This is a genomic window from Rhizobium sp. BK512 (assembly GCF_014194915.1).
Classification (GTDB): domain Bacteria; phylum Pseudomonadota; class Alphaproteobacteria; order Rhizobiales; family Rhizobiaceae; genus Rhizobium.
This window is the reverse complement of record NZ_JACIAS010000011.1, coordinates 172,806-196,707: the sequence shown is the minus strand read 5'-3', so window position 1 is coordinate 196,707 and position 23,902 is coordinate 172,806. Positions and strand designations below refer to the sequence as shown.

Genomic DNA, 23,902 nt, shown 5'->3' with positions numbered 1-23,902 from the left:
TCGTGCGGCCTTTTCGATGCCGGCAAGGTCAACCTCCCCTCATCGTCAGAGGCTTGCGCCCCGACCATAGGAGCGGCGCATGTTCCAGTGCAAACAATCCGAAAGCCGCCGTCCAGCCGATCGCCGCCACAGCAAGTATCTCGGTGCTCAGCGCCGGGATGAGTTCGGCAAGCGGTCGAACGAGGGCAACACAGCCAAGCAGGACATAGGAGACATTGGTCATCCGGCTCGATTTCAGTTTCCGCCCGGTATGGCCGCGTGTTGCCCTTGTCATCACTGCGAGCATCATCATCGAAATCGTGCCGATCGCGAAGACATGCAGCACGGCCACTTCGGGCAGCCACCCTGCGGCTTGAAGCGAAATGGCGGCAAAACCGAACGGTACGAATAGGAAAGTGGCGTGCAGGACGAACAGGATGGGTTCCCGCCAGGTGGTCCAGCCGCGCCAGCGAACAAGCCTGATCATGTTGAGGACCGCCGCGACACCCGCCGTCCCGCACGCTGCCGTCGAATCCGGCGCGCACGCCCACAGGACAAACGCGACAGCACCGATGATGATGGTTGCCGCATCGAAGCTGTTATACGGCACCGGAAAGTCCGTACGGCCGAACTGATTGATCCAGTTGCGGGTGAAACTCGGCAGGATTCGCCCCCCGACAATCGTCACGAGCAGCACGTAGGCACCGATCCCGAAACGTATGGCCAGTTCCGGACCTGCGCCGGCGATGACCTCGATGTGGAAAAGCACATTTGCGAGCGAAAGGGTGAAAAGCCCGGCGATGACCTTCAAATCCTTCCATTTTTTTCCAGCCACAACCTCTCTCGCGCAGATGAGGAGCATCACCGGCAGGAACAGGCTGTCGACGGCGGCGGCCGGCACGATCCCGATCGAGCCGCTGAGCAACATGGTGATACGGCCGGCGCACCAGATCGCAAACAGCACCGCCAGCGGCCTGCCGGCAATCGGCAGGCGTCCGGTCCAGTTCGGGATCGCTGTCAGCAGGAAGCCGGCCAGAACGGCTGGCGCGAAACCGAACAGCATCTCATGCGCATGCCAGTACAATGTCCCATAGTCCGATGCGACGGGAACGCCGAAGCTGAGATAGGCCATCCATAGGGCTATGCTTACGATGGCCCAAAGCGCCGATGCCAGAAAGAAGGGCCGGAAGCCGTAGGAGAAGAGCACCGGTCCGGTTCGCGACATGCCGCGCGGAAGATCTCGCGTGGCATCCGATGTGTTTTTCATTTCCGTGTCTCCAGATTGACGACACAGCAATGCAAAAGTTTCTTGGGGTAGTCGTTGAGATTACGCAAATAGCGGCAGCAGAACTTTGCGCTGACACAAACAGTCAGTTTGCTCCAAATCAAAGAGTCCATCGGAGTTTCTACTACCTTCCTTCTCGACCGGGCGGCATTCGCTCGCTCTTCGACTACGGGAGATTAGAAATGACGAATACTCTGCAAATGACCCGTCGCACGATGCTTGCGGGCGCTGCTGTCGCAGGAGCGCTGACGCCCATCATCATCGCGAATAACGCTGCCCATGCCGACGAGGTAGTGGCAGCGAACACGCCCAAGAAGGCGCCGACCGTCGACTTCACCAAGCTTCAGCGCGAGAAGGTCGAATTGGTCAAGCCACCCTTCGTCCACCCCCACAGGCAGAAAGCCGAGGGTGGGCCGAAGATCAAGGAATTCACGCTGACCATCCAGGAAAAGAAGATGTTGCTCGACAAGGACGGGACCGAGGTGAACGCGATGACGTTCGACGGTTCGGTGCCTGGTCCGATGATGGTCGTGCACCAGGACGATTATGTGGAACTGACACTGGTCAATCCTGAAACGAACACGATGCAGCACAATATCGACTTCCACGCTGCAACTGGCGGGCTTGGCGGCGGCGCATTGACGGTCGTCGGCCCCGGCGAAAGCACCGTCCTGCGCTTCAAGGCGACGAAGGCAGGCGTCTTCGTCTACCACTGCGCGCCTCCCGGCATGGTGCCCTGGCATGTCACGTCGGGGATGAACGGCGCAATCATGGTGCTTCCACGTGAAGGTCTCACCGACGGTCACGGAAAACCCCTCGTCTACGACAAGATCTACTATGTCGGCGAGCAGGACTTCTACATCCCGCGCGATGAGGACGGCAAATTTAAGAAATATGACAGTCCCGGCGAGGCCTACGAGGATACGCTTGCCGTCATGAAGACGCTGACCCCCACCCATATCGTTTTCAACGGCGCCGTCGGCGCGCTGACGGGCGACAATGCCATGACCGCCAAGGTCGGTGAGACCGTGCTCATCGTCCATTCGCAGGCCAATCGCGATACGCGGCCACACCTCATCGGCGGCCATGGCGAATATGTCTGGGCGACCGGCAAATTTGCGAACGTGCCCGACGTGGACCAGGAGACCTGGTTCATCCCGGGCGGCACGGCGGGTGCTGCGCTCTACACCTTCGCGCAGCCGGGCATCTACGCCTATGTCAACCACAACCTCATCGAGGCATTCGAACTCGGTGCGGCTGCCCACTTCAAGGTCACCGGGGACTGGAACGACGATCTGATGACTTCGGTGAAGTCGCCGTCGGCCAGCTGACCTTGATGGGACTGTGCAGGCCGTGAGGGCGGCCTGCACAGTTTGTTTTCTCTAAAAAGGGGGCGCATGTTGCGAAAAGGACATGACACCGCACGCCGAGACTGCAGGAGTTTCCGGCATTTCGATCGCACTTCCGCTTGTGCTTCTTGCGGTCCTTTCCGCAACGCTTGCGGTTGAGGCGGGGCTCGTGAACATCGGGCGGCGCGACGCTGCATTTGCTGCTCCCGAGGTGGTCACAATTGTACCCCACGAATTCCAGTACCGCGACGCGACCGAGTATTTCCGCAGCGGCCTGGCGGTCGACGCGCCGAAGCATAAGGTCCGTGTCCGGATGCCTCTGACGATCATGAGATATCAGACCAGCCTTTCCGAATATGACCGTTGCGTGGCCGGCGGCGCCTGCCCTGAGCCGGAGGGACGAAGCGCGACCGCCGGCAACGACACGCCGGTCACCGGTGTCAGTTACGAGGATGCGCTGCGCTATGCGAGCTGGCTGTCGCAGAAGACGGGCGAACATTGGCAACTTCCGACCGACTTCGATCTCGCCTATGCTGCCGCCGATCGTTATCCCGACGATGCACTCGGCGTCGATGCGGACAGCAAAAACCCTGCGTTGCGCTGGCTTGCAGACTATGAACGCGAGGCACGGCGCACCGCTTCGAGCGACCCGGCTCCGCAGCCAAGAGGATCGTTCGGCGTGAGCCAGACCGGCCTTGCCGATTTCGGCGGGAACATCTGGGAATGGACCTCGACCTGCAACAGGCGCATCGACCTCGACAAGCAAGCCATCGTCGACGAGCCTGATCCGGTGAATTGCGGCATCATGATCGCCGCCGGCAGGCACCGCGCTCCGATGAGCACCTTTGTGAGAAATCCCAAAGGCGGCGGATGCTCGGTCGGCAGCCCCCCGGACAATCTCGGTTTCCGGCTCGCCCGTCGACCAGGCCTCCTTGAGAGTATCGAAGACTTCACCCGCAGCGCCATGACCGATATGATCGGCGGTGCCATTTTCAGAGGAGTTCAGCGGGGCGACGATGAAAGTTGACCGTATAGTTTTGAAGTCACTGCCGCTTTTCGAGCGCATGACGGATGCCGATCTCGACGCCATGCTCGAGCATGCCACACCGCGCCGTATCGCCCAGGGCGATGCGGTATTCGAGCAGGGAGCACCCGCAAAATCGTTCTTCCTGCTGTTGCACGGCAGGCTCAAGGTCACGCAGGTCACGCATGACGGCCAGCAGATCATCGTCAGGATGGTGCATCCGGGCGACCTGTTCGGCTTCGCCATGGCATTGCGCCGACAGGACTATCCGGGCACCGCCACTGCCGCGGCCGAAAGTCTCATCCTCGGATGGCCGACCGACATGTGGTCGCGGTTCGTCGAGCAGAACCCTCGCCTGGCAATGACTGCGATGCAGACGATCGGCCAGCGGCTTGAGGAGGCGCACACGCGCATCCGCGAGATGTCGACCGAAGAAGTGGAAAAGCGGGTTGCCCATGCCGTGCTGCGTCTGTCCAAACAGGCCGGCAAGGCGGTCGGAACCGCGATCAAAATCGATTTCCCGATTTCGCGGCAGGATATTGCTGAAATGACGGGCACGACGCTGCATACAGTGTCGCGAATCCTGAGTGCCTGGGAAGGCAAGGGCATCGTCGAGGGTGGCAGGCAGAAGCTGACGGTCACCGATCCGCAGCGTCTTCTAAGACTTGCTGAAGGCGAAGACGACTAACGGCCACGCGGCACACTGCCCGGAAGGATTTGAACCGAGCCCGGTCCCGTCGTGGCTTGGCTTGCCCTAGTGGAAGGTGTCGTGCGACGCCTTCCACGCCTCGATATCGTCCTTCGATACCCTTATCCGGGAAAATGACGGGTGCGGCTGCAGGCGCATCTTGGAGGCGGCGATTTCGCATATCGTTCCGACATGCTCCTGCAGTCTTGTCTCATCGGCGCGCGGCGGATTGCTGATCTCCCGCAAGGCATCGCGATCGATGATGACCACGCGCTGTGCGCCCTCGTGCTCCATCAGCACGACACCTGTTTCTCCGGTAGATTTCAGAAATGCAGTGATGAACCTCGGCAACATCCAGGCTTCCTCCTCTTTCGTCCACGATGGACCAGAGCATAGCGGCTGGTGTTTCGACGTCTTTGATGTCCATCAAAGAGAAAGAAGGCCGAACACCGTAAAACTCAGCCGATGGTTCGCGGCGAGTGGTCGCGTTTCGGACATAAGGAAAGGAATGCCGGTGCCTACATCGCAAAAGCCCTTCATCGTCGAAATCAAAAGACGCCGACGCCGTCGTCCGGCTCGCCACGTTGACCTCACCAAGAGCCCGCCTGACAAGATATCCGACACGGTCAGGCCCGCCGGTTTTGCCTCGCGCAGCTTGCACACTCCAGGTCTGGCATCGTGACCGGTGCAGCACGTCAACTCAGAAAGGCTGCAATCCAGGCGATCGAGAAAGACGTAATCGGAACGGCCATGATCAGTGTCGCCCACACTCTGTTGGCAAGACGCGTGTCGTAAAAGGCACCGATCCGGAAGACCAAGGCTGCGGACCAGGCGGCCGCAGCAAGAACAATACCGCCGCGAAACTGATCCGAATAGGGTATGACGACGCCGTCGGAGCGCAACTGCGAGACGGTCAGCGAAAGCAGCCCGCTGAAGAGACAGGCCGCAGCAAGCGGAATGAGCGCCTGGACAATATGGTGAGGAAAACGTCCCCTCACCCGAAGGATTCTTGCGCATACCACAGCGGGAATGCCGAACATCAGCGTAGCCGCGGCGATCGAAACCGACAGAAGGATCAGAAGCGTCAAGGCATCCACCGGTGTCATGACGTCATTCGCCAAGGGATAGTCGGTCAGCATCCACCAAGGCAAACGCTGCGAAAGCGGCCAGGCCAGATGCAGATCGAGGCATCGCTCGACTAGCCACAGGCGGATCACTTGGAAGAGGCCGCTATCGGACCAATGCAAGGCGGCTGGAACCAGCCCGAGCAGAACCGGCACGATCAGAATTGTCTCCCACATGGTCGCAAGCCGGCCCGACCCGTGGACGATGTCGCTCGCCGGATTGCGCCAGCAAAGCCGGATCGCTCCGCGATAACCGGAGCACCGGCCGCACATGTGGCAAGCGCTAGCGCCTTGCATGGTCTTGATGGGGATGAGCGGCGCGCAATTGACGGCGTTCGACCGTCCCTGCTGCCCGATGCGCCAGCTGTCGGGGTCAACACGGAAATGCAAAGGCGCGATTTTCGAAACGGTCCCGAATACGCCGTTGACCGGGCACAGAAACCGGCACCAGACCCTTTTTGCCTTTCCATAGCGCGCGCCGATGACAATGGCTGCGAAGGTCGAGCCGCCAAGCAGCAGTGCGGCGGGCCTCGGATACTGGTAGATGCTTGTCAGCTGCCCATAGACCGTAGTCGAGACGAAGGACACGACCGGCCAGCCGGACCATCTCATCCATCCCGGAATTGCCCGCCCGGCGCCGCGCTGGCTGGCAAATTCCGAAAGCGCACCTTCCGGGCACAGGATCCCGCACCAGAAGCGGCCCACCAACGCGGTGGCAAGGATGATGAACGGCCACCAGACACCCCAGAAGACAAACTGTGCGAAGCGCACGGCATTGCTCCACACATAATCGGTGTGCGTGGGAAGCGGCAGCAGGAGCGGAACCGTCAGAAGCACCGCATAGAGTGCCACCATTACCCATTGAAGACGCCGGATAGCCGCCTGATGGCGGAGAAGGACATCACCGAACCTGGCAACAAGTGCCGGTGCGGCGCGAAGAGAAGACGTCATGCAGGCGCCTTGCCGGGCAGAGGAGGTGCATAGGCCAGAGACGCGATCATCCAGTAGAAGCCGATGCTCAGAAGAGGAAGAAGCTCCGGCCGGGCGCGATAGCCCACCAGACCGGCGAGAAAGGCGCCGAAACCGCTGCCATCATTGAGCAACCGGCTTGAATCCCACAGTGGTTCCGTCATCGGCGAAAGAATTCCAAGCGAAATCACCTTGTCGACGACAAGCATGGTCAGCCCGCTTCCAAGGATCAGGAGCAGCACCTCGCTGACGCGCGAAAGCACCGTCCTGGAGATCAATTTCGACCCGGCTTTAAACGCCCAGAAGCTGATCGAGGCAAGCACGAAGCCAGACAGGCCCGCGGCGACGACGAAACCGGCCTGCCAGCCTTGCGACGAAGCCATCAGTCCGAACAGGAAGACAACCGTCTCCGCACCCTCCCGGGCCACCGCAAGCGCTGCCAGCGTGGCAAGCCCGAGCCAGTTACCGGTCTTTGCGTGCCGGACGGCCCTGTTTGCGAGATCTCCGGTCTGGCCACGTTCCATCGCGCGCATCCAGAATACCATTCTGAGCATGAGGACAGCGGCGAATGCTGCCATGATCATCTGCAGGATATCCTCGCCATCCCCTTCCAGGATATCGCTCGCCCTGCTCACGATCAGCGCCAGCATCAGGGCGAGCGCGAGGCCGGCGCCAGCGCCGGCAAGGATCCAACTGGTTGCCCGTCCACGTGTCGCCGGCGCCGCCCTCGCGGACCACGTCAACAGTATCCCCACAACCAGCAAGGCTTCGAAGCTTTCCCGCCAGACCACCGAAGCGATCTCGAATGTCTGCAGAGTGAGATCCGCGCTCATCGGGCGACCAGCGCTGCAGGAGGCATGTCGAGATGGAAATCATCGAAGAAGGCATAGTTCCCTTCGCGCAATGAGCGGAACACGAGGAAACTCGATGCACCGGGTGCGAGAACCTTCTCTTTGCGCAGCGGAATGCTCTCGAACTCGATCGGGGTCGAACCGTCATTGTGGAGTTCGAGCTTGAAACGGGTGTTCGCAGGCACCTCGATGACCGATGGTGAGACGACGCCATTGCTGAAATGAACCTCGAAAACCGGATCTTCCTCTTCGGCGAAGGCGGTCTGACAAGGTGCCATCAGCGCGGCTGCAGCCAGCAGCCGCATCAACCAGCCGATGGCGCGCATCAATAACCGCCCTTCTTGCCAATGCCGGCGAAAACGAAGTCGAATTTCAGCGTAAAAGCGCCGGGCCAGGGAGCAACGCCTGTCTCCTTGTCGACGTGGCGTCCGAAAGACATCTCGCCGTGACCGCCCGGATGAACGTTGAGCTCCAGCTGATAGCGGCCCGGTCCCGACAGCTTGACGTTGTCGCCGTAATGCGGCCCGTCGCTCGCGACCATGGGCTCCAGCGATCCGACTTGCTCCTCACCATTGTCGAGGTTCCTGACCGTGTATTCCACATGCAGGTTGGGAAGCCAGTCGCCTTCCGCAAAGCCATTTGCATTTTCGGCAGTCGCGTGGATGTCCGCCTCCAGATGAATGTCGGACTCCGCTGCAGCACGCATCATGCCGGGCGGATCCATCTCGATCGGCTGCAGGTAGACCGCTGCGACTTCCATGCCCGCTGCGATCTGAGGTGAGCCGATCGGATATTCGGCAGCCTTCAGGGCAAGCGGCATTGCGATGAGAACGAGAGGAGCGGCGAATAGGCTGGCAGCGCGGAGCATGATGGCAATCCCTAAAGATGAGTGTTGCCGTCACGTTTAACAGCGCGATCGCCCTGCTCTTTGCGCTGGCGCAAAGATGCGCGGTTTAGCGTCGGGCAGGCCTTTGCCGGCCGCACGCGACCCAAATCTCATCAACGGGTCGCCCATTGCTTGACTCTGGTCAAAGCTGTGGCGGGCCGTGACCGATACATCACCTTCGCCAAAGGGGGAAAATCACGTGATCCAGTTCGTCAGCGCGTTTGGTGTCTTTCTCATGCTGCATTCGATCCCGGCGATCCCGAACATTCGCCTTCGTATCATCCGGTCGATCGGCAAGCCGACCTATATCCTTGGCTATTCCGTTGTCTCGCTCGCGGCGCTGGTCTGGCTTTTTTCCGCAGCACTTGCCCTCGACTATGTCCCGCTGTGGGAGCTGCGTCCCTGGCATGCGGCGATGACCTTCCTGCTCGCGCCGGTCGGGTGTTTTCTCGTGCTTGCCGGTCTGATGAGCGCAAATCCCCTGTCCATATCGATCCGCTCGGCGGGGCCGGCCGGAGCGGTTTCGCAAATCACCCGACATCCCGTGCAATGGGGATTTGCTCTCTGGGCACTCGGCCATGTCGTCGCCAACGGGGACTTGCGTTCGCTTCTCTTGTTCGGAGGTCTCGGGCTTTTCGCACTCGCCGGCATTCCGATGGCCGAGCGCCGGGCGAGAAAGCGTCTCGGCGCTCACTGGGAGGTCTACGCCGCGCAGACATCCGTCTGGCCCCTGGCGGCGTTTGTTTCCGGGGTCCGGCCGAAATCGGACACGGCGCTTGTGGCAGCAGCGGTGGCCACGATCGCGCTGGTCGCCTGGCTGCTCCTTGCGGGCGGTCACGCCCTGCTCTTTGGCGCCGACCCGATTTCCATCTTCGGCTGATTGAAGTCCGCCTCGCCGGACCAGGCGCTTGCCAGCGGCGCGACCGGCAGGCCCAGGAGATCGACGGCGCGACGGGCAAGGTGATCTACGATCTCCTGCACCGACTGCGGGCGATTGTAGAAGGCGGGGACCGGCGGCATCACGATCCCGCCCATTTCGGTAACTGATGTCATGTTGCGCAGATGCCCGAGATGCAGGGGCGTCTCTCGCGTCATCAGCACAAGCCGTCGCCTCTCCTTGAGTTGGACATCGGCGGCACGCGCGACAAGGCTTGTAGAAAGGCCGGTTGAAATTGCGGCCAGCGTCTTCATCGAGCAAGGCGCAACGATCATTCCTGCAACAGGAAACGAGCCGCTGGCGATGGTCGCGCCGATATCGCCATTGTCGTAGCTTCTGTAGGCCTTTGGCAGCATCCCGTCATGGGCGTCGGCCCCAGCCTCGTGCAAAAGGGTCCGCTTACCGCTTTGCGTGACGACGAGATGGACCCGCACGCCGAGCCCGCACAAGAGATCGAGGACAGCAAGGCCAATAGCCGCGCCTGAGGCTCCAGTAACCGCCAGTACGACGTCGCGCTGCTCATGAAACGATGTCACGTTTGATCCTTTCCCATGTTGTTGCTGCGTGCGCCGCGATGTCTGACGGCATGCGCAGTTCGCGACCCCATTCGCGGTCGCTCTCCGGCCCGATCTTGCGGGTGGCGTCGAGGCCCATCTTCGTTCCGAGACCCGCTCGAGGTGACGCGAAATCGAGATAGTCGATCGGCGTGTTTTCGAGGACCGTCAGGTCACGCGACGCGTCGAACCGCGTGGACACGGCCCACATGACATCCTCCCAGCTCCTCACGCCGATGTCGGCATCGACCACGATGATCAGCTTGGTGTAGTTGAACTGCGGCAGCATCGACCAGAGCCCCATCATCACCCTGCGCGCCTGTCCCGGATACCGCTTGTCGATGGAGACGACCGCCGTGCGGTAGGAACAGGCCTCTGGCGGCAGCCAGAGATCGCAGATTTCGGGAAATTGTCGCCGCAGGATCGGGACGAACAGCTCTGTCATCGCCTCCCCGAGCCTGGAAGGCTCGTCCGGCGGGCGGCCGGTATAGGTCGACAGGTAAACCGGCGAGCGGCGGGTGGTGATGGCGCTCAACCGGACGATCGGAAAGGGTTCGACGCTGTTGTAATAACCGGTGTGGTCGCCGTAGGGGCCTTCAGGCGCAGTCTCATCGATCGACACGTGCCCCTCCAGAATGATCTCGGCGCAGGCCGGCACGTCGAGCGGCACGGTCAGAGCGCTGACGACCTGCGTGCGCGCGCCACGCAGAAGACCGGCGAAGTTCAGTTCGCTCACGCCTTCGGGCAGGGGCATGACAGCGGCAAGCAGCGTCGCAGGGTCGGCGCCGATTGCGATCGCCACTGGCATGTCCTGACCGCGTCGCTGCCATTGGCGGAAGTGCTTTGCGCCGCCGCGATGGGCAAGCCAGCGCATAATCAGGGAGGAGCGGTCGCGAACCTGCATCCGGTAGATGCCGACGTTGACGTCGTCAGGATCGTCGGGATCGCAGGTTATCACCAACGGCCATGTCACCAGGGGGGCCGGCTCACCTGGCCAGCACCATTGGACCGGAAGCATGCGGGTATCGATCTCAGCTCCTCGGTAGATCACCTCCTGCGACAGGGCTGTGCGTCGATGCCTCGGCCGCATGCGACTTGCGGCCGTTAGCAGCGACAGCTTGCTCAAGGCGTCTGCAAGCGACTTTGGCGCAGAAGGGTTTCGAAGATCGGCGAGATCCTCTGCCAGTCTCCCGAGGCTACCCTGTCCGACCCCGAAACCAAGCTCTATGCGTTCCCGGGTACCGAACAGATTGACGAGAACAGGGATAGGGCTGCGCCGTCCATCGGCGTCTATCGGTGCCTTTATGAGAAGGGCCGGCCCGTTTTCCTCAAGGACATGCTGATGCAGGGCTGTCAGTTCGTGGACGAGCGACACGGGTTCGTCGATCGACAGAAGCAGCCGGCGCTGCTCGAGCTCGCGAATGAAGGATTGCAGGTCGGCATGACGTTTGATCTTGGGCGCATCGTTTAGCATGGGGATGCAATCGGCGAGGAAACCGCTCCTGTCTTTGTCTCAAAACAAACAGGGCGAATGCGACAGGCCCTAGGGTGCCACTCTCACGAGAAGAGGCCTCAATGCTTGTTCCATCCCGCTTGATGACCGCGGCCGGTATTGTGCCGTTGCCGATCGCGGCCCGCGCCGCATCCCTGCTGTTCGAGCAGGTGCTCAAATCCCACCCCCGGCTCTTCGACCGGCTCGGGGATTATCGTTATTCGTGTTTTGGCTTTGCCCCCACCGACCTTGCCTTCGAGTTCGTGATCCGGCCTGCCGGAGATAGTATCCGAACCTTCCGGCGCGGGCGCGCACCGGAAACGGACGCCAAGATCAGTGGGCCCCTGCTCCTGATGCTCGGGCTTGCCGAGGGCCGCCTGGATGGTGATGCCGTCTTCTTTGCCCGCAAGCTTGCCGTGACAGGCAATATGGAAGCTGTGCTCGCACTTCGAAATGCGCTCGACGACAGCGGAATCGATCTGGTGAAACTGGCCGGAGACATGTCGGGGCCAATTCGCCGTCCCGTGATGGCGGCACTCTCATCCATCCGGCGCCGTGCACTCAAAGCCGAAGGTGCCGGATGGAACTGATATGCCCAGCCGGAACCCCCTCGTCCTTCAGGGAGGCCGTCGATGCAGGTGCGGACGCGGTTTATTGCGGCTTTCGCGACGAAACGAACGCCAGAAACTTCCCAGGTTTGAATTTTGATCTGCAGGAGCTTCGAGAGGCCGTTTCCTATGCCGGCACCCGAGGCGTCAAGACGTTCGTGGCACTGAACACATTCATGACGGCGGGGCGGGAAGATCTCTGGTATCGCCGGGCGCAGGAAGCAACCGATGCCGGGGCCGACGCGCTGATCGTCGCCGATTTTGGCCTGATGGCCCATGTCGCCGAACGTCACCCGCATCAGCGCCTGCATATTTCCGTGCAGGCTTCGGCCTCCAATCCGGACGCGCTTGCCTACCTGGTCGAAAGTTTTGGCGCAGCGCGTGTTGTCCTTCCGCGAACGCTGACGGTTGCCGACATTGCCCGCATCGCTCGTCGCGTAGCTTGCGAGCTTGAAGTCTTCGTCTTCGGCGGCCTCTGCGTCATGGCGGAGGGGCGCTGCTCGCTTTCCTCCTACGCCACCGGAAAATCACCCAACATGAACGGCGTCTGCTCGCCGGCAAGCCACGTCCGCTACCGGCAGGAGGGTACCGACATGGTATCGGAACTGGGCGGGTTTACGATCAACAGGTTCTCCGAGAAGGAACCGGCCGGCTATCCAACCCTCTGCAAGGGGCGCTTCGAAATCGGCAAGAGCAAGACCTACGCCTTCGAGGACCCGGTTTCTCTCGATGTCATGGACCAGCTGGACGAACTCGAGGCAGCCGGTGTCACAGCGCTGAAGGTAGAGGGGCGCCAACGCGGCAAGGCTTATATCTCGCAGGTCGTTTCGACGCTCCGCGCCACGATGGAAGCCGCACCCGCCGATCGTCCCGCACTCATGGCCCGTCTCAAGGCCCTCAGCGAGGGACTGGAGACGACGCATGGCGCCTATGAGAAGCGGTGGAGGTAAGAGATGAAGCTGACACTTGGCCCGCTCCAATATCTCTGGCCGAGCGACCGATGGCGCGACTTCTATTTCGCGATCGCCGACGAAGCGCCTGTGGATGTCGTCGTCATCGGCGAGACGATCTGCTCGAAGCGTCTGCATTTCATGGAGGCCGAACTTGCTGTCGTCATCGAGCGGTTGGAGGCCGCAGGAAAAGAGGTCAGGCTTTCGACACTGGCGCTTGTTACGCTCGATCGCGAGGCGAATTATCAAAGGGCACTCGCTCAGGAGGATGTCAGGCTCGTCGAGGCCAATGATCTCTCCGCCCTCTATCTTCTGAAGGGCCGGCCGCACACCGTTGGACCGTTCATCAATGTCTATAATGCAGCGACCGCACGCGTTCTGGCATCCAATGGTGCGACGGCGATCTGCCTGCCGCCGGAACTTCCGGCCTCTTCCATCGCCGCCATTGCCCGGACCTGTCCCGATCTGGATCTAGAAGTCTTCGCCTTCGGCCGCATGCCGCTCGCCATCTCCGCGCGCTGCGCTCACGCCCGCTCGAAAGGGCGAACCAAGGACAATTGCCAGTTCGTCTGCCAGGAGGATCCTGATGGCATCACGGTCAACACCATTTCAGGCCAGCCCTTTCTCGCCCTGAACGGCGTGCAGACGCTGTCGCATACCTGTCAGGCGCTGCTCGAGCGATCCGACGAATGGACGGCACAGGGTGTCAGTTCGCTTCGGCTGTCGCCGCAGACCTGCGACATGGTCGAAGTATCCTCGACTTTTCGCGGGATGCTGAATGGAGCAATCGAGCCCGGGCAGGCGCTGACCAGGCTGCGCGATCTCTATCCGGACATTCCGCTATCGAACGGGTTTCACCACGGCAAGAGCGGCGCGGAATGGGTCGCGCGCCTGAGAAACGCAAAGGATTTGGCACAATGAAGATGAGACTGTCGGAAAGCGACGCTCCCGGCGACAGACGGATCTTCTCTGCTCTGCGTCAGATAAAGGCTTTTGCGAAGGACCCGGATTCCGACTGCAACTGCACCCTCATCATCGGTGAATTGCTCGCGCATCTGGTTCCAAGACAAAGAGCCGCCGTCGTGCAGGAGCTGTTCATGTCGGCGCTGCGCCAAAAAACGAAGGTCGGCACGCTCCTGGAACTTCTGAAGGAACTCGAGCAGTTTGGACCTGCCTCCGAAATCGGCGAGATCGAGGAAGCGGCTCTGATTTTCGACGATGTGGCAAAGCAGGCAAGAATGGGCTCTCAGCTGCTCAGAGCCTTCGTCGCCAATCGGCGAGACATTCTTGGTGCCCAGCAAACCCTTCTCGCGAAAGAGGCCGGGGAAATTCCATCATGAAGGCAGAAAACCGCCGGGATCGGCACGTCGACGTGCTCGAGGTCATAAGCTGTGGCGGCTCGCCCGGCGGGGAATCGCGCGCAGCTCTCGAAATGTTTCTCCTGCAGACACGGCCGACCTTCGCGCCGGAGCCGACTGCCGGCGACCAACTGAACGGTCTGCGTATTGGCGTCAATGAGGCGGGCGGGAGGCCACGTCCGTGAAAGCCAGCCAGTGGTCGACCGGTATTGTCACCGACATCATCGCATTTGCGCCAGATCAATCACGGTCGAGGCTAATGGTTTATGCTCGTCATATTGCAAGGAGTGATCGGAATGGGAAGTTTTAGCACCTGGCATTGGCTAATCGTCCTTGCCATCGTCCTCATCCTGTTTGGACGCGGCAGGATCCCAGAACTCATGGGCGAGGTGGCACATGGCATCCGGGCCTTCAGGAAGGGATTCGACGACGAGCAGGTCAGCGGAAAGGACAGGCACGGCGATGCAGATCGGCCTTGATCCTGACCGACACAACTGTGCTGGATGCCGGGGAGCGCATGATGGACTACGCGATCATCTCGGCTCGGTTCGACGACGCAGAAAAATGCGGTCGAATCGATCTTCAAATCGCGAACCAGATCAGGCAGTTGATCGTCACCAGGCGATCGCTGCTGAGTGTTGCATCGCCACCGCGCGCGACCGAGGCGCGGCTTTTCCAGTTCCAGCATAACTTTTGCGAAATTGCGCTCGCCTATGGCAAATGCGACCGGAGGCGGACGGAAACGCTGGTCGTCACAGCAACCGACGTAAGGCGCTGGCGCCGCGGTCATTCACAGTCAGAACCGCTGTGGACGTGGCATGATGTCGGCACCATCACCCCCGTTCCCCGCCCGACCGAACCTACACCCCGGCTACGCGCTTCGGCCGAAAAGCGCGAACGCTTCGTGGGCGCATAGTTTCCCGAGACGGCCTCGTCCTGATCGCGCGATATCGCGAAGCTCGGTCTCGAGCAGTTCTCATTCGTTCGCGCGGTTGCGATTGAGACATGGCGCCTTTGAAAGATCGTCAGAGATGCAGAACGTGTCTTCGGGTGCTTGATAGATCTCTCTTAGGAGCATCGCTGGAGAAGCTGCTCGGCAAAACGGGGAGCGCATGTGCCTGCATGACCGGCGAAATGCTATCGCCCTCTGGGAGCTCGTCCTCGATCAACCTCGATCCACCCGGAGCGGTCCTCGAACTGATACAGATCAAAACGATCCGTCAGAATCCATGAGAAAGGGTTTAGACAATCGAGGACCGGATCTGATGAACCTGCCTACATTCGCACTCGCCGTCTTATCGCTGTTGATCCTCCCCGGCCCAACCAATGCGGTTCTCGCCTTGGCGTCGACAGCCCTAACGCTCCGGCGGTTCCTATCGCTTATCTTTGCAGTCTTGCTCGCTTACCTCGCAATCATCGTTCCGGTGTCAGGGATCGCCGCTCCGCTCCTTCATGGCCATCCGACCATTGCCAGCATCGTCAAGCTGATTTCGGCGATCTGGGTTCTTTATCTTGCGCTCAAGCTATGGGCTCCGGCACGATCGGGCGGCCGTAACAGGCTCAGCCTCGGTCCATTCTTCATCACCACGCTGCTCAATCCGAAGGCCGTCATTATCGGCCTCTCCCTCGTGCCCGCTGTCCAAGCCGGCGTACCTGCCGTAATGGCAACATTCGCCTGCTGCGTGGTGGTGACCTCAGCGATCTGGCTAGGCCTTGGCAGTCTCATTGTTGGACACCATGCGCAGATGCCAACACTTGCGCGGCAGTGTGGTTGCGCAGCATTGGTTGCCTTCGCCGTGATCCTTGCCGTCGGCGCCTTATTGGACCTGAGAGCGATCTGAGTTTTTCAGGGCGATATCAGAAACACCGCAGTCGGTTGCGAGGTTTGACATCTTGGTCGGCGATTAGACGGACTGCCCTATCCTGTCATCAGCGGCGAAGAGCAGCAGGACTTCTTGCGCAAATGGCAGAAGGGACAAGCTGACGGCAATCGGCCCATCCTATCCGACCTGCCAGTGGCGGACAGCGATCCTCGGCGCTCTTGATGTGCTCGACGGCAAACAGGTGCCGGGTCCAGAATGGATCCTGCCTCAGCCGGCGATCACGCAGGAGACGCTGGCAAGCTATATCGACGAGCGCATGCCGCCGTTAGATTCCAGGCTTTGCGGCTGCCAGGACCTGCCTGGCTATCCGGAGCTTTGGGGTGGCAAGAAATAGGTTGTGAACGACAGCAGCCCCGGCGGAAACGCCGGGGTATCCCGCATTGGCCGGCGTCGCCGGCGGTAATGAGGAGTTTTCCATGCGGCAACCGACAATTGCGCCAGTCAGAGGTTCTGGGGTTGTGGCTGAAAGAATCGGCTCCAGGTCGTCCACCTCTGCGGCCAAAAGCGGAACCCGGCACAAAACGGCCCGGAGCTGAAGCTGCGCGCCTGCCCGCCTCCAACAATCAATCGCTGTCCACCAGACGATGCACGGCCTGTCATTTCGCCGGTTGAGACCTCGCACTCAGCTTGTTGCCGTCAGGATCGCGAAGATATGCCACGAATGCCCCGTTCGGACGCTCCGAAGGTGGGCTCTCTATTGCCGTGCCTCCATGCGCGGTACCGGCAGCATGCCACGCTAGAACGTGGTCGCGGCTCGCGGCGACGATACCGATCGTTCCACCATTGGCCGCGGTCGCAGGCTTCCCATCGATCGGTTTCGTGATCATCAGCCGGCCGCCTTCGTGTGCATAGATCAGCCGCCCTCTCGCATCCATCTCGCCGGGCTTGCCGCCTAACGCCGCGAACGTCGCGTCGTAGAAGCTTCTGGCCCGCTCCAAGTCGTTGCTGCCGATCATGACGTGCGTGAACATGCTTCATCTCCTGTGGGATGCTTGTGTAATCTGATTCCTGCCTGTTATCGGTCCAAGTTTCTTAAATATTTTGCTGGCGACGCGCCGAGCGCTTTCTTGACCGTGGTGATAAACGCAGAGATGGATTCGTACCCGAGGTCGGCAGATACCTGCTGAACCGTCGAAGGCGCCTTCTTCTGCGGCAAATTCAGCTTCGACCTTGTAGGGTGGCAGGCTCTCCTGATTGCGGACTTGATAAGCGTTAACCTTTCATTAACCATAGCTCCCTAGCTTCCGGAAAGAGAAGCAAGAATGTCCGGCAATTTTCGAGGAGGACGCCATGTCGCTCGTGACGGTGCCAGGTAAAATTCGCTTGTATGGCGGTCATGCCATTCTGATCATGACGGAAGGAAATCTACATCAGGCCGTTTGCATCACCGACGATGCTATGCCTGCCGGTGAAGGCGACATCATGCAAGGCCTCCTTCAGTGCCTTCAAGTCTATGAGGGCATCGCCGATCGCAAGTTCTCGGACGGTGAACTGGCCTATGATGGACGGGTGTGGATTACTTCATCCGATATCACCCCACATTGAGCAATCGTAACACCCGTGGCTATGCCGAACGCTTCGTCAGAGCCGCAGCGTCCACGTGGTTGGCAGCTTTAGGCCGATAGCGCGATGGTCGACAACCTGTTACGTGGGCGCTCTCATGAATTAGGTAACCAGTGGATCGTCCAGATGAGTAAGGGGAAGCCGGAGCTTCGCCGCCAGCTCTCCGGCTAGTCAGGTCTTGCCGCTTCCGCCATTGCTGCGACGAAAATCGTTCCATCACCCTTTCTCCACCGAAAGTCAGGTCAACGACCCCCGGTCGTTTTGTTCGACGATTTCCTCACGACAATGCCGAGTTTCCGTGCAAGCTTACTTCGAAAAGCATCGATGGCGGATCCACTTCACCCAGGATCCGGATAACCCGCTCGCAATAGCTCGGCCCTGCGAGCGTCAGCTCTATCCGCCTTGGGCCGGCGTCATTATCGGCGGCGCGCGTTGGACCCGGTACCGGCCTGTCGCGCGAAATCTCTGTCTTCGGCGTGATAGTGAGCGAGCTGCCGGCAAGCACGGCATCAAAACCCGTCGCTTCGGCTGCCGCGCCGGTGAACTTTGCAGTCAGCGCATCATCACTCCCCGGAAATTTTACAGACACTGTACCGCCATCGTTTTTCGCAACTGAGATGTCACTTTCGCTGAGCGCAGCACCGTCAATGAACTGGTATTCCGTTGATTCACGGAAGCTGTCTCCCGCTCCGCCATGGTATCCAGCAACGCCGACACCCCCCTCAATTGCGCTCGATAGGCGGGAGCAACCTCGTCCTTTTCGATCTTCGACATGGTGATGATCGGGACGACCAGGCTGAAATCATACATCGCTTCGCTGGCAAAGACGCTTGTCGCCGTTTCGACAGCGACCGAAAATCCTTCACCTTCCAACATGTCCTTGACGATTGCAGCGCATTGCTCCGGCTCATGCCCGATCCAGCCGTCCCAAACGATAAGTGCTTCGCGCATCGTAGAACTCCTCAGTGAGCGGCCCGGCCGATGTCTTGCATTGCTTCCGCGGTCGCGTCCCCAGCCCCATCTTCCAGCCACCGCACTTCTTCGGGGGACAGTTGGATGGCAGAGGCTGCAAGACTGTGGCGAAGCTCTGCGAGGCTTGCCGGCCCAATCAGGGGAATGACCGGCCAGGGTTGACTGAGGACATAGGCGAGCGCGATCTGGATCGGATCCTTGCCAAGGCGCCTGCCGAGCTCTTCTGCGCGGCCCTTACGCTGAAAATTCAGGTCGGAATACCAGGCGCGAGCGAGGTCCCGATCGTCGAATTTCCGTGGCCCGGACCTGTCCGTAAAGAAGCCGCGCGCCTGGCTCGACCAGGCAAAGTTTGTGACCCGTCGCTCCCTCAACCAGCTCTTCCAGCCGGCGTCGGAAGAAGCGATGCAACCCGCCCAGACCGGATCGACCATCTCGGCCAGCGAGAAGTTGTTGGACAGCACGCTTGGTCTGGTCCTGCCTGTGCGTTCGGCATAGGCGATCGCCTCGTCCATGCGTTCCCGCGTCCAGTTCGATCCGCCGATCGGTCCGCGAATGCGCCCGGCCTTCACCTCCGCATCCATGGCATCAACGAACTCGCCGACAGGCACGTCGGGATTGTCGCGATGCATGAAATAGACGTCGACATGGTCGGTCTGCATCCGCTCCAGGCTGGTCGCCAGCTGCTTGGCGATCACGTCGGGATAGCAGAGCGGCGAATGCGCCCCCTTTTCGATGATCACTACCTCATCCCTCACGCCTCTGCTGCGAACCCATTCGCCAATCAGCCGGTCCTGCGTGCCGCCGCCATACTGGAAGGCGGAGTCGATGAGATTGCCGCCGGCTTCGAAGAATGCATCGAGAGCGATCGAGGCTGCCGGGAAGGTCGAAAACAGCATCATGCCGAGAGCCAGCATCGATGTCTCCTTTTCCACCCCCTGAATATGTCCCCTTGGAACGATCACATCCTTGCGGCGGAGCTGTTCCCCGGTCAGTGTCCTCGTTCTGACGGCCGGCGTTTCCAGCGCATATTCAAGCCCGATGGCGGCGCGCCACTTGTCCATGACCTTGAGATTACCAAGCGTGTCGGCAGCTGACATGCCTGGATAGGCAAATTCCTGGCGTCCTGCACGGATCGCCTCGGCCGCCGCATCCACTTCGAAACTGTAGACGTGCCGCGGCTCGTCGACGTCGATGTCCTGCCGTTTGCCGGCCGCATCGAAGAGCCTGATGACCGCAGTGCCGCCCTGTTTGCCAGCGGCAAACCAGAAATGATCGATCTCGATCGATCCGGCAGTCCCGAAGATCCGCAGCACGTTGTCCTGGACAAGTGAGACCGAGCAGGCGACTTCAGCAATGATGCCGTTCGGGAAACGCAGGATGGCCGCACTCCATTCGTCGATGCCGGTTGAGCCGAGATGCCCGACGCCGAAGACCTGGTCCGGCTCGAGGATGCCGCCCGCCTCGTGGATGCCGGCGATCAGCCTTGCCATCGAGACGGGATAGCCGCCGACATCGAGAATGCCGCCACCGGCAAGATCATTGGCAAACAGCCGGTGCTCCTGTTCAAACGGCTTGGCAAAACCGAAGCTCGACTTGATCATGCGGACATCGCCGATCGCCTTGGCCTCGAGAAGCTCGATCAGCTTCAGCGTCAACGGGTGCAGCCTGTACATATAGGCTTCGCCGAGGAAGGTGCCGGCCTCGCGCGCGGCCGTCTGCATGGCTTCCGCCTCTGCTGCCGACAGGCCGATCGGCTTCTCGCAGAGCACATGTTTTCCGGCCTTTGCTGCCTTGATTGCCCATTCCGCATGCGTCGGATGCGGCGTCGCAATATAGACCGCATCGATTTCCCCGTCTGCTAGGAGCGCCTCGTAGCCCTCGAGTATCCGTGCACCGGGGAAGCGCTCGGCAAGGCCTGCTCGGCCCGGGTCGCGAGTGGCAATTGCATCCACCCGGCCTGTCCTCGATTGCGTGACACCTGCAAAGAAGTCGCCAGCGATCCTGCCGGGGCCAAGGATGCCCCAGCGAATTCTATCCATATCGGTCATGTCGTTTTCCTACCCTTCAGGTCGGTCGGCGTTCTCAGCCACAGTATGTCTAGGAAAGCTGGACCACGGCGCAGCCGTAGCCCTCGAGTGAGAGGTGACCATCGACCGGCTTGCCGGCATCGAGCAGATCGACCCCGGCCGCAACATGTGACAGGACGGTCGGCTTGTCCGTGTAATTCTGGATGAAGAGGAGCCGGCGATCTGCGTTCATCCGCATCGTGACTTCGACGCCCTCCGGCAGGTCGGCGATTAGCGGTTCGATACCGGCCTCGCCAAACAGGCGCTCCGATAGTGCCTCCGTCAGGTCCGGCGTGAGATAGGTGCCGAGATAGACGACCCGGCCTTTGCCGACGGTGTTTGAGGTTGCCATCGCCATTCCGTCGGCGTAGCGGTTGGACCAGACCGCGATCGTCTCGACGCCGGCGTCGACGGTCAGGTTTTCGTAGAAATAACCGGCCGTCAGTTCACGATTGCCGATTTTGAAGCGACGTTCGCGGCGATGGGATTCCGCGGGTCTGTTCGGAGGCACGACCAGACCGCCGGAGCGCTCCATGACGTCGAAGAGGCCCTTCGCTCCGGGTGCGGCAAGCCGTCCGAAATCCTCCACCTGCACACCCGTCAGTTTCGAAAGCGAAGTTCCAGGTGCGGTCTGCCTGATGACGTGATTGTTCTCGTCGCGGGTTCCCGTGCGGGCGCCGACCACGACGGTACCGCCCTTCTCCGCGAAGGCCTTCAGCCGCTCGGTCCATTCGTCCTTCCACATCACCCAGTGCGGCACATAGAGAAGCTTCAGCTTCGAAAGATCGTCTTCCGGATGGATGAAGCCGCAGGCAATGCCGCGATCATAGCAATACTGGTGAAGCAGGACCGCATCGTCCTGCGGGCTCGGCAAACCGATCGGATAGGTCTTGTGGGCCTCCTGGTTGTCGAAATCCGACCCGGCGATGCCAACGTCCATGCGCACATAGGTGCCGAGGATCTTGTCCTGCAGCGCCGTCATCTCGATGGCGAACTGTTTCGCCTCCTCGTAGCGGTGGCGAGGGACGTCGTCGTGATCGATGATACCCATCCAGTAGATCTCAGCGCCGAAATGGGCGGGACGCCAGCGGAAGAACATCAAACCGTCCGCACCGCGGGCAACCGAAGACATCGCCATGCGCCGCATCTCTCCAGGTTCCGGCGTCAGCGTGCAGAAGCCCGGCTGGCTGCCGAAGTTCGACTGCTGTTCGGGCACGATGTAGTTGCCCGAAAATCCGCGGCAGATGTCGAGATGAAGCGCCTGGACCTTGGCGTGATTGCCGATGCGCTGGAACTCGTCATAGAGTAGCGGATAGATGTCGTAGCCGACGAAATCGAGATCAGTGGTGAACTGTCCGCGGAAATCGATGTCGCGCAGGCCTCCAAGGTTGTGGAAGACGAACCAGGACGATTTGACGGCGCGTAGGATCTCGACCTGGTCGTGCTGGAAGCGGGCCGTCGAAAAGGCCAGGAAGCGATGGTAGTCCTGGAGATGGCCGGGGCTTGGAAAGGTCGGCCCGAATTCGATCGGCAGAACGACCTGGTCGAAACCCTGATAGGCGGTTGCCCAGAAATCTCCGCCCCAGGCGTGATTGAGCTTGTCGATCGTGCCGTATTTGTCGGAAAGATATGCTTGGAATTCGCTGAGTGTCGCCTTTGAGAAACTCTCCGGCATGCTCGTGTTAAGCTCGTTGTCGGTCTGCCAGCCGACGACATGGGGATTGTCGCGATAGTGTTCGGACATTGCCCTCGTAATGCGGCGGCTATGCTCGCGAAACACCGGGCTTGCCGTATCGCAATGCTGGCGCGACCCGTGGCTCATTGACCGCCCCTTCCCGTCCACGCGCAGGATTTCGGGATGGGCGGCCGTCAGCCAGCGTGGCGGGGTCGCCGTCGGCGTGCACATGATCGTATCGATGCCGTGGCGAGCAAGAACGGCGATCGCCCGGTCGAACAGGTCGAAATCGAAGCGCCCGAGTTCGGGTTCGAGAATATGCCAGGCGAATTCGGCCATTCGCACGACATTGAAGCCGGCCTTGGCCATGCGCTCGGCGTCGCGCTCCCAGTAGCTCTCGTCGACATGCTCGGGATAGTGAGGGGCGCCAACGAGGAATCGATCGGTCTTGACCGGGTTCCAGGCGGAAATTGTCGCAGATTTCTGTTCAGACACGGCGAGGATCCTGATTGCTATTTGTCGATGATTGCCTTGCGGGCGCTGATCGTGCGTCCGCCATCCGGCGCGAAGAGATAGAGTTCGGTCGGATCGAGCTTGAGCGTCACCGGCTGATCGGCCTTGAAGGGCGCGACATAGCTCAACTGAACCGTGATATTTCCCGTCCCGCTTTCCGAAGCGACGGTCCTGAGTTCGCCGGCATCCACGTAGAGGATCGTCTCCCGACCCAGATGCTCGACGAGACGCACCACGCCGTTCAAGGCCCCCGGCTGCCCGTCGGAGACCACGGAGATGGTTTCGGGACGTACACCGAGCGTCAGTTCCGTACCTTTCGCGAGCGCTGAGGGTTCCGACAGTTCGACTGTCAATGGTGCAAGGCCCGGCGCGGAAACGCGGATCTCGTGGCCCGATACGCGGTCGACCGTGACGGAAAGAAAGTTCATGCGCGGCGCCCCGAGGAAGCCCGCGACGAACAGATTGTCGGGATTGCGATAAAGCTCGAGAGGCGAGCCCACCTGCTCGATGATGCCCTGGTTCAGGACGACGATCCGGCTTGCCATCGTCATGGCCTCGACCTGGTCGTGGGTGACATAGACCATCGTTGCACCGAGCTCGGCATGCAGGCTCGAAAGCTCTACACGCATCTGCGTGCGCAGCGCCGCATCGAGATTCGACAGCGGCTCGTCGAACAGGAAGACCTCGGGCGAACGGGTGATCGCCCGTCCGATTGCAACACGCTGGCGCTGGCCGCCGGAGAGCTGCTTGGGGCGTTTGTCGAGCTGGTCGGTGATGCGCAGGATCCTGGCGGCGCGGGCCACCGCCGCGTCGATCTCCGCTTTCGGCCGCTTGGCCATGCGGAGGCCGAAACCCATATTCTCGGCGACCGTCATATGCGGATAGAGCGCATAAGACTGGAAGACCATGGCAATGCCGCGGTCGCCAGGTTCCTTGCGGCTGACGTCGCGTCCGTTGATGCGGATCTCGCCGGAGGTGATGCCTTCGAGACCGGCGATCGTCTTCAAGAGGGTCGACTTGCCGCAGCCCGACGGGCCGACCATGACGATGAACTCGCCTTCCTCCACCGAAAGATTGATGCCGCGCAAGGCGTGATAGGCGCCGTAATTCTTGTTTATCTGTCGCAGTTCGAGGCTGGTCATGCTTCCTGGCTCTCTGCTTTTCGAGATCTAAGGT

The 23,902-nt window shown here is 60.8% G+C and carries 26 protein-coding genes and 2 pseudogenes; 13 read left to right on the top strand and 15 right to left on the bottom strand.

Annotated features, from left to right (window positions below; translation table 11 throughout):
• Positions 1-28: 28 nt before the first annotated feature.
• Complete coding sequence (locus FHX06_RS31550; RefSeq protein ID WP_113212894.1) at positions 29-1,246, bottom strand: NnrS family protein; 1,218 nt, start codon at positions 1,244-1,246, stop codon at positions 29-31.
• Positions 1,247-1,446: 200 nt separating this feature from the next.
• On the opposite strand from FHX06_RS31550, the gene nirK reads away from it, so the two are divergent.
• From nirK to FHX06_RS31535, 3 genes are all read left to right on the top strand, one after another.
• Positions 1,447-2,595 carry a copper-containing nitrite reductase gene (nirK, locus tag FHX06_RS31545; RefSeq protein ID WP_113212893.1) on the top strand — a complete coding sequence of 383 codons (1,149 nt, stop codon included), beginning with the start codon at positions 1,447-1,449 and terminating at the stop codon, positions 2,593-2,595.
• Positions 2,596-2,677: 82 nt separating this feature from the next.
• On the top strand, positions 2,678-3,640 hold the full coding sequence (locus FHX06_RS31540; protein ID WP_183882136.1) for an SUMF1/EgtB/PvdO family nonheme iron enzyme: 963 nt from the start codon (positions 2,678-2,680) through the stop codon (positions 3,638-3,640).
• Complete coding sequence (locus FHX06_RS31535) at positions 3,630-4,325, top strand: Crp/Fnr family transcriptional regulator (RefSeq protein ID WP_113117620.1); 696 nt, start codon at positions 3,630-3,632, stop codon at positions 4,323-4,325. The genes FHX06_RS31540 and FHX06_RS31535 overlap by 11 nt, the downstream gene beginning before the upstream one ends.
• A 66-nt stretch (positions 4,326-4,391) precedes the next feature.
• On the opposite strand, the gene FHX06_RS31530 is transcribed toward FHX06_RS31535, so the two are convergent.
• The 5 genes from FHX06_RS31530 to FHX06_RS31510 all read right to left on the bottom strand — a co-directional run bounded on the left by FHX06_RS31530 (position 4,392) and on the right by FHX06_RS31510 (position 8,137).
• Positions 4,392-4,679, bottom strand: a complete 288-nt coding sequence (locus FHX06_RS31530; protein WP_113212891.1) for a hypothetical protein — start codon at positions 4,677-4,679, stop codon at positions 4,392-4,394.
• Positions 4,680-5,020: 341 nt separating this feature from the next.
• On the bottom strand, positions 5,021-6,400 hold the full coding sequence (locus tag FHX06_RS31525; RefSeq protein ID WP_113204047.1) for a 4Fe-4S binding protein: 1,380 nt from the start codon (positions 6,398-6,400) through the stop codon (positions 5,021-5,023).
• Positions 6,397-7,251 carry an FTR1 family protein gene (locus tag FHX06_RS31520; RefSeq protein ID WP_113204048.1) on the bottom strand — a complete coding sequence of 285 codons (855 nt, stop codon included), beginning with the start codon at positions 7,249-7,251 and terminating at the stop codon, positions 6,397-6,399. Before FHX06_RS31520 ends, FHX06_RS31525 begins: the two co-directional genes overlap by 4 nt.
• Positions 7,248-7,595, bottom strand: a complete 348-nt coding sequence (locus tag FHX06_RS31515) for a cupredoxin domain-containing protein (RefSeq protein WP_113204049.1) — start codon at positions 7,593-7,595, stop codon at positions 7,248-7,250. Before FHX06_RS31515 ends, FHX06_RS31520 begins: the two co-directional genes overlap by 4 nt.
• Positions 7,595-8,137, bottom strand: coding sequence for an iron transporter (locus tag FHX06_RS31510; RefSeq protein ID WP_113204050.1), 543 nt, complete (start codon positions 8,135-8,137; stop codon positions 7,595-7,597). Before FHX06_RS31510 ends, FHX06_RS31515 begins: the two co-directional genes overlap by 1 nt.
• Positions 8,138-8,354: 217 nt before the next feature.
• On the opposite strand from FHX06_RS31510, the gene FHX06_RS31505 reads away from it, so the two are divergent.
• Complete coding sequence (locus tag FHX06_RS31505; protein WP_113204051.1) at positions 8,355-9,035, top strand: NnrU family protein; 681 nt, start codon at positions 8,355-8,357, stop codon at positions 9,033-9,035.
• On the opposite strand, the gene FHX06_RS31500 is transcribed toward FHX06_RS31505, so the two are convergent.
• Both FHX06_RS31500 and FHX06_RS31495 read right to left on the bottom strand, forming a co-directional pair.
• Positions 8,990-9,628 carry a UbiX family flavin prenyltransferase gene (locus tag FHX06_RS31500; protein WP_113204052.1) on the bottom strand — a complete coding sequence of 213 codons (639 nt, stop codon included), beginning with the start codon at positions 9,626-9,628 and terminating at the stop codon, positions 8,990-8,992. The genes FHX06_RS31505 and FHX06_RS31500 overlap by 46 nt on opposite strands.
• Positions 9,612-11,120, bottom strand: a complete 1,509-nt coding sequence (locus FHX06_RS31495) for a UbiD family decarboxylase (protein WP_183882134.1) — start codon at positions 11,118-11,120, stop codon at positions 9,612-9,614. The genes FHX06_RS31500 and FHX06_RS31495 overlap by 17 nt, the downstream gene beginning before the upstream one ends.
• 122 nt (positions 11,121-11,242) lie before the next feature.
• Between FHX06_RS31495 and FHX06_RS31490 the strand changes: the two genes are divergently transcribed.
• From FHX06_RS31490 to FHX06_RS31455, 8 genes are all read left to right on the top strand, one after another.
• Entirely contained in the window at positions 11,243-11,728 is a 486-nt protein-coding gene (locus tag FHX06_RS31490) for an SCP2 domain-containing protein (protein WP_246715713.1), read from the top strand.
• A complete protein-coding gene (locus tag FHX06_RS31485; RefSeq protein ID WP_183882130.1) occupies positions 11,719-12,696 on the top strand; it encodes a peptidase U32 family protein in 978 nt (325 codons plus the stop codon). The genes FHX06_RS31490 and FHX06_RS31485 overlap by 10 nt, the downstream gene beginning before the upstream one ends.
• A 3-nt stretch (positions 12,697-12,699) precedes the next feature.
• The gene (locus FHX06_RS31480) at positions 12,700-13,617 is read left to right on the top strand and encodes a U32 family peptidase (RefSeq protein ID WP_183882128.1); all 918 of its coding nucleotides are present in this window, start codon (positions 12,700-12,702) and stop codon (positions 13,615-13,617) included.
• A complete protein-coding gene (locus tag FHX06_RS31475) occupies positions 13,614-14,036 on the top strand; it encodes a hypothetical protein (RefSeq protein ID WP_112547009.1) in 423 nt (140 codons plus the stop codon). The genes FHX06_RS31480 and FHX06_RS31475 overlap by 4 nt, the downstream gene beginning before the upstream one ends.
• Positions 14,033-14,239, top strand: a complete 207-nt coding sequence (locus FHX06_RS31470; protein ID WP_183882126.1) for a hypothetical protein — start codon at positions 14,033-14,035, stop codon at positions 14,237-14,239. The genes FHX06_RS31475 and FHX06_RS31470 overlap by 4 nt, the downstream gene beginning before the upstream one ends.
• A 111-nt stretch (positions 14,240-14,350) precedes the next feature.
• Complete coding sequence (locus FHX06_RS31465) at positions 14,351-14,533, top strand: twin-arginine translocase TatA/TatE family subunit (RefSeq protein WP_183882124.1); 183 nt, start codon at positions 14,351-14,353, stop codon at positions 14,531-14,533.
• Complete coding sequence (locus FHX06_RS31460) at positions 14,530-14,970, top strand: hypothetical protein (RefSeq protein WP_183882122.1); 441 nt, start codon at positions 14,530-14,532, stop codon at positions 14,968-14,970. The genes FHX06_RS31465 and FHX06_RS31460 overlap by 4 nt, the downstream gene beginning before the upstream one ends.
• A gap of 349 nt (positions 14,971-15,319) precedes the next feature.
• Complete coding sequence (locus FHX06_RS31455) at positions 15,320-15,895, top strand: threonine transporter RhtB (protein WP_183882120.1); 576 nt, start codon at positions 15,320-15,322, stop codon at positions 15,893-15,895.
• Positions 15,896-16,533: 638 nt separating this feature from the next.
• Here FHX06_RS31455 and FHX06_RS31450 read toward each other — a convergent pair.
• Together FHX06_RS31450 and FHX06_RS35790 are read right to left on the bottom strand one after the other, a co-directional pair.
• A complete protein-coding gene (locus FHX06_RS31450) occupies positions 16,534-16,908 on the bottom strand; it encodes a VOC family protein (RefSeq protein WP_112547013.1) in 375 nt (124 codons plus the stop codon).
• A gap of 44 nt (positions 16,909-16,952) precedes the next feature.
• Positions 16,953-17,078, bottom strand: a pseudogene (locus FHX06_RS35790) (AraC family transcriptional regulator); the annotation flags it as partial.
• A 149-nt stretch (positions 17,079-17,227) separates the two neighbouring features.
• Here FHX06_RS35790 and FHX06_RS31445 point away from each other — a divergent pair.
• Positions 17,228-17,482: a hypothetical protein gene (locus FHX06_RS31445; RefSeq protein ID WP_112547014.1), complete on the top strand. Its 255-nt coding sequence runs from the start codon at positions 17,228-17,230 to the stop codon at positions 17,480-17,482.
• A 295-nt stretch (positions 17,483-17,777) separates the two neighbouring features.
• On the opposite strand, the gene FHX06_RS31440 is transcribed toward FHX06_RS31445, so the two are convergent.
• From FHX06_RS31440 to FHX06_RS31420, 5 genes and pseudogenes are all read right to left on the bottom strand, one after another.
• A complete protein-coding gene (locus FHX06_RS31440) occupies positions 17,778-18,089 on the bottom strand; it encodes a hypothetical protein (protein WP_183882118.1) in 312 nt (103 codons plus the stop codon).
• Between the two features lie 51 nt (positions 18,090-18,140).
• Positions 18,141-18,451 (bottom strand): annotated as a pseudogene (locus FHX06_RS31435) (ThuA domain-containing protein); the annotation flags it as partial.
• Positions 18,452-18,462: 11 nt separating this feature from the next.
• Positions 18,463-20,520 carry an aldo/keto reductase gene (locus FHX06_RS31430; protein WP_183882114.1) on the bottom strand — a complete coding sequence of 686 codons (2,058 nt, stop codon included), beginning with the start codon at positions 20,518-20,520 and terminating at the stop codon, positions 18,463-18,465.
• A 49-nt stretch (positions 20,521-20,569) separates the two neighbouring features.
• A complete protein-coding gene (locus tag FHX06_RS31425; RefSeq protein ID WP_183882112.1) occupies positions 20,570-22,708 on the bottom strand; it encodes a beta-galactosidase in 2,139 nt (712 codons plus the stop codon).
• Between the two features lie 17 nt (positions 22,709-22,725).
• On the bottom strand, positions 22,726-23,868 hold the full coding sequence (locus tag FHX06_RS31420) for an ABC transporter ATP-binding protein (protein ID WP_183882110.1): 1,143 nt from the start codon (positions 23,866-23,868) through the stop codon (positions 22,726-22,728).
• Positions 23,869-23,902: the final 34 nt, after the last annotated feature.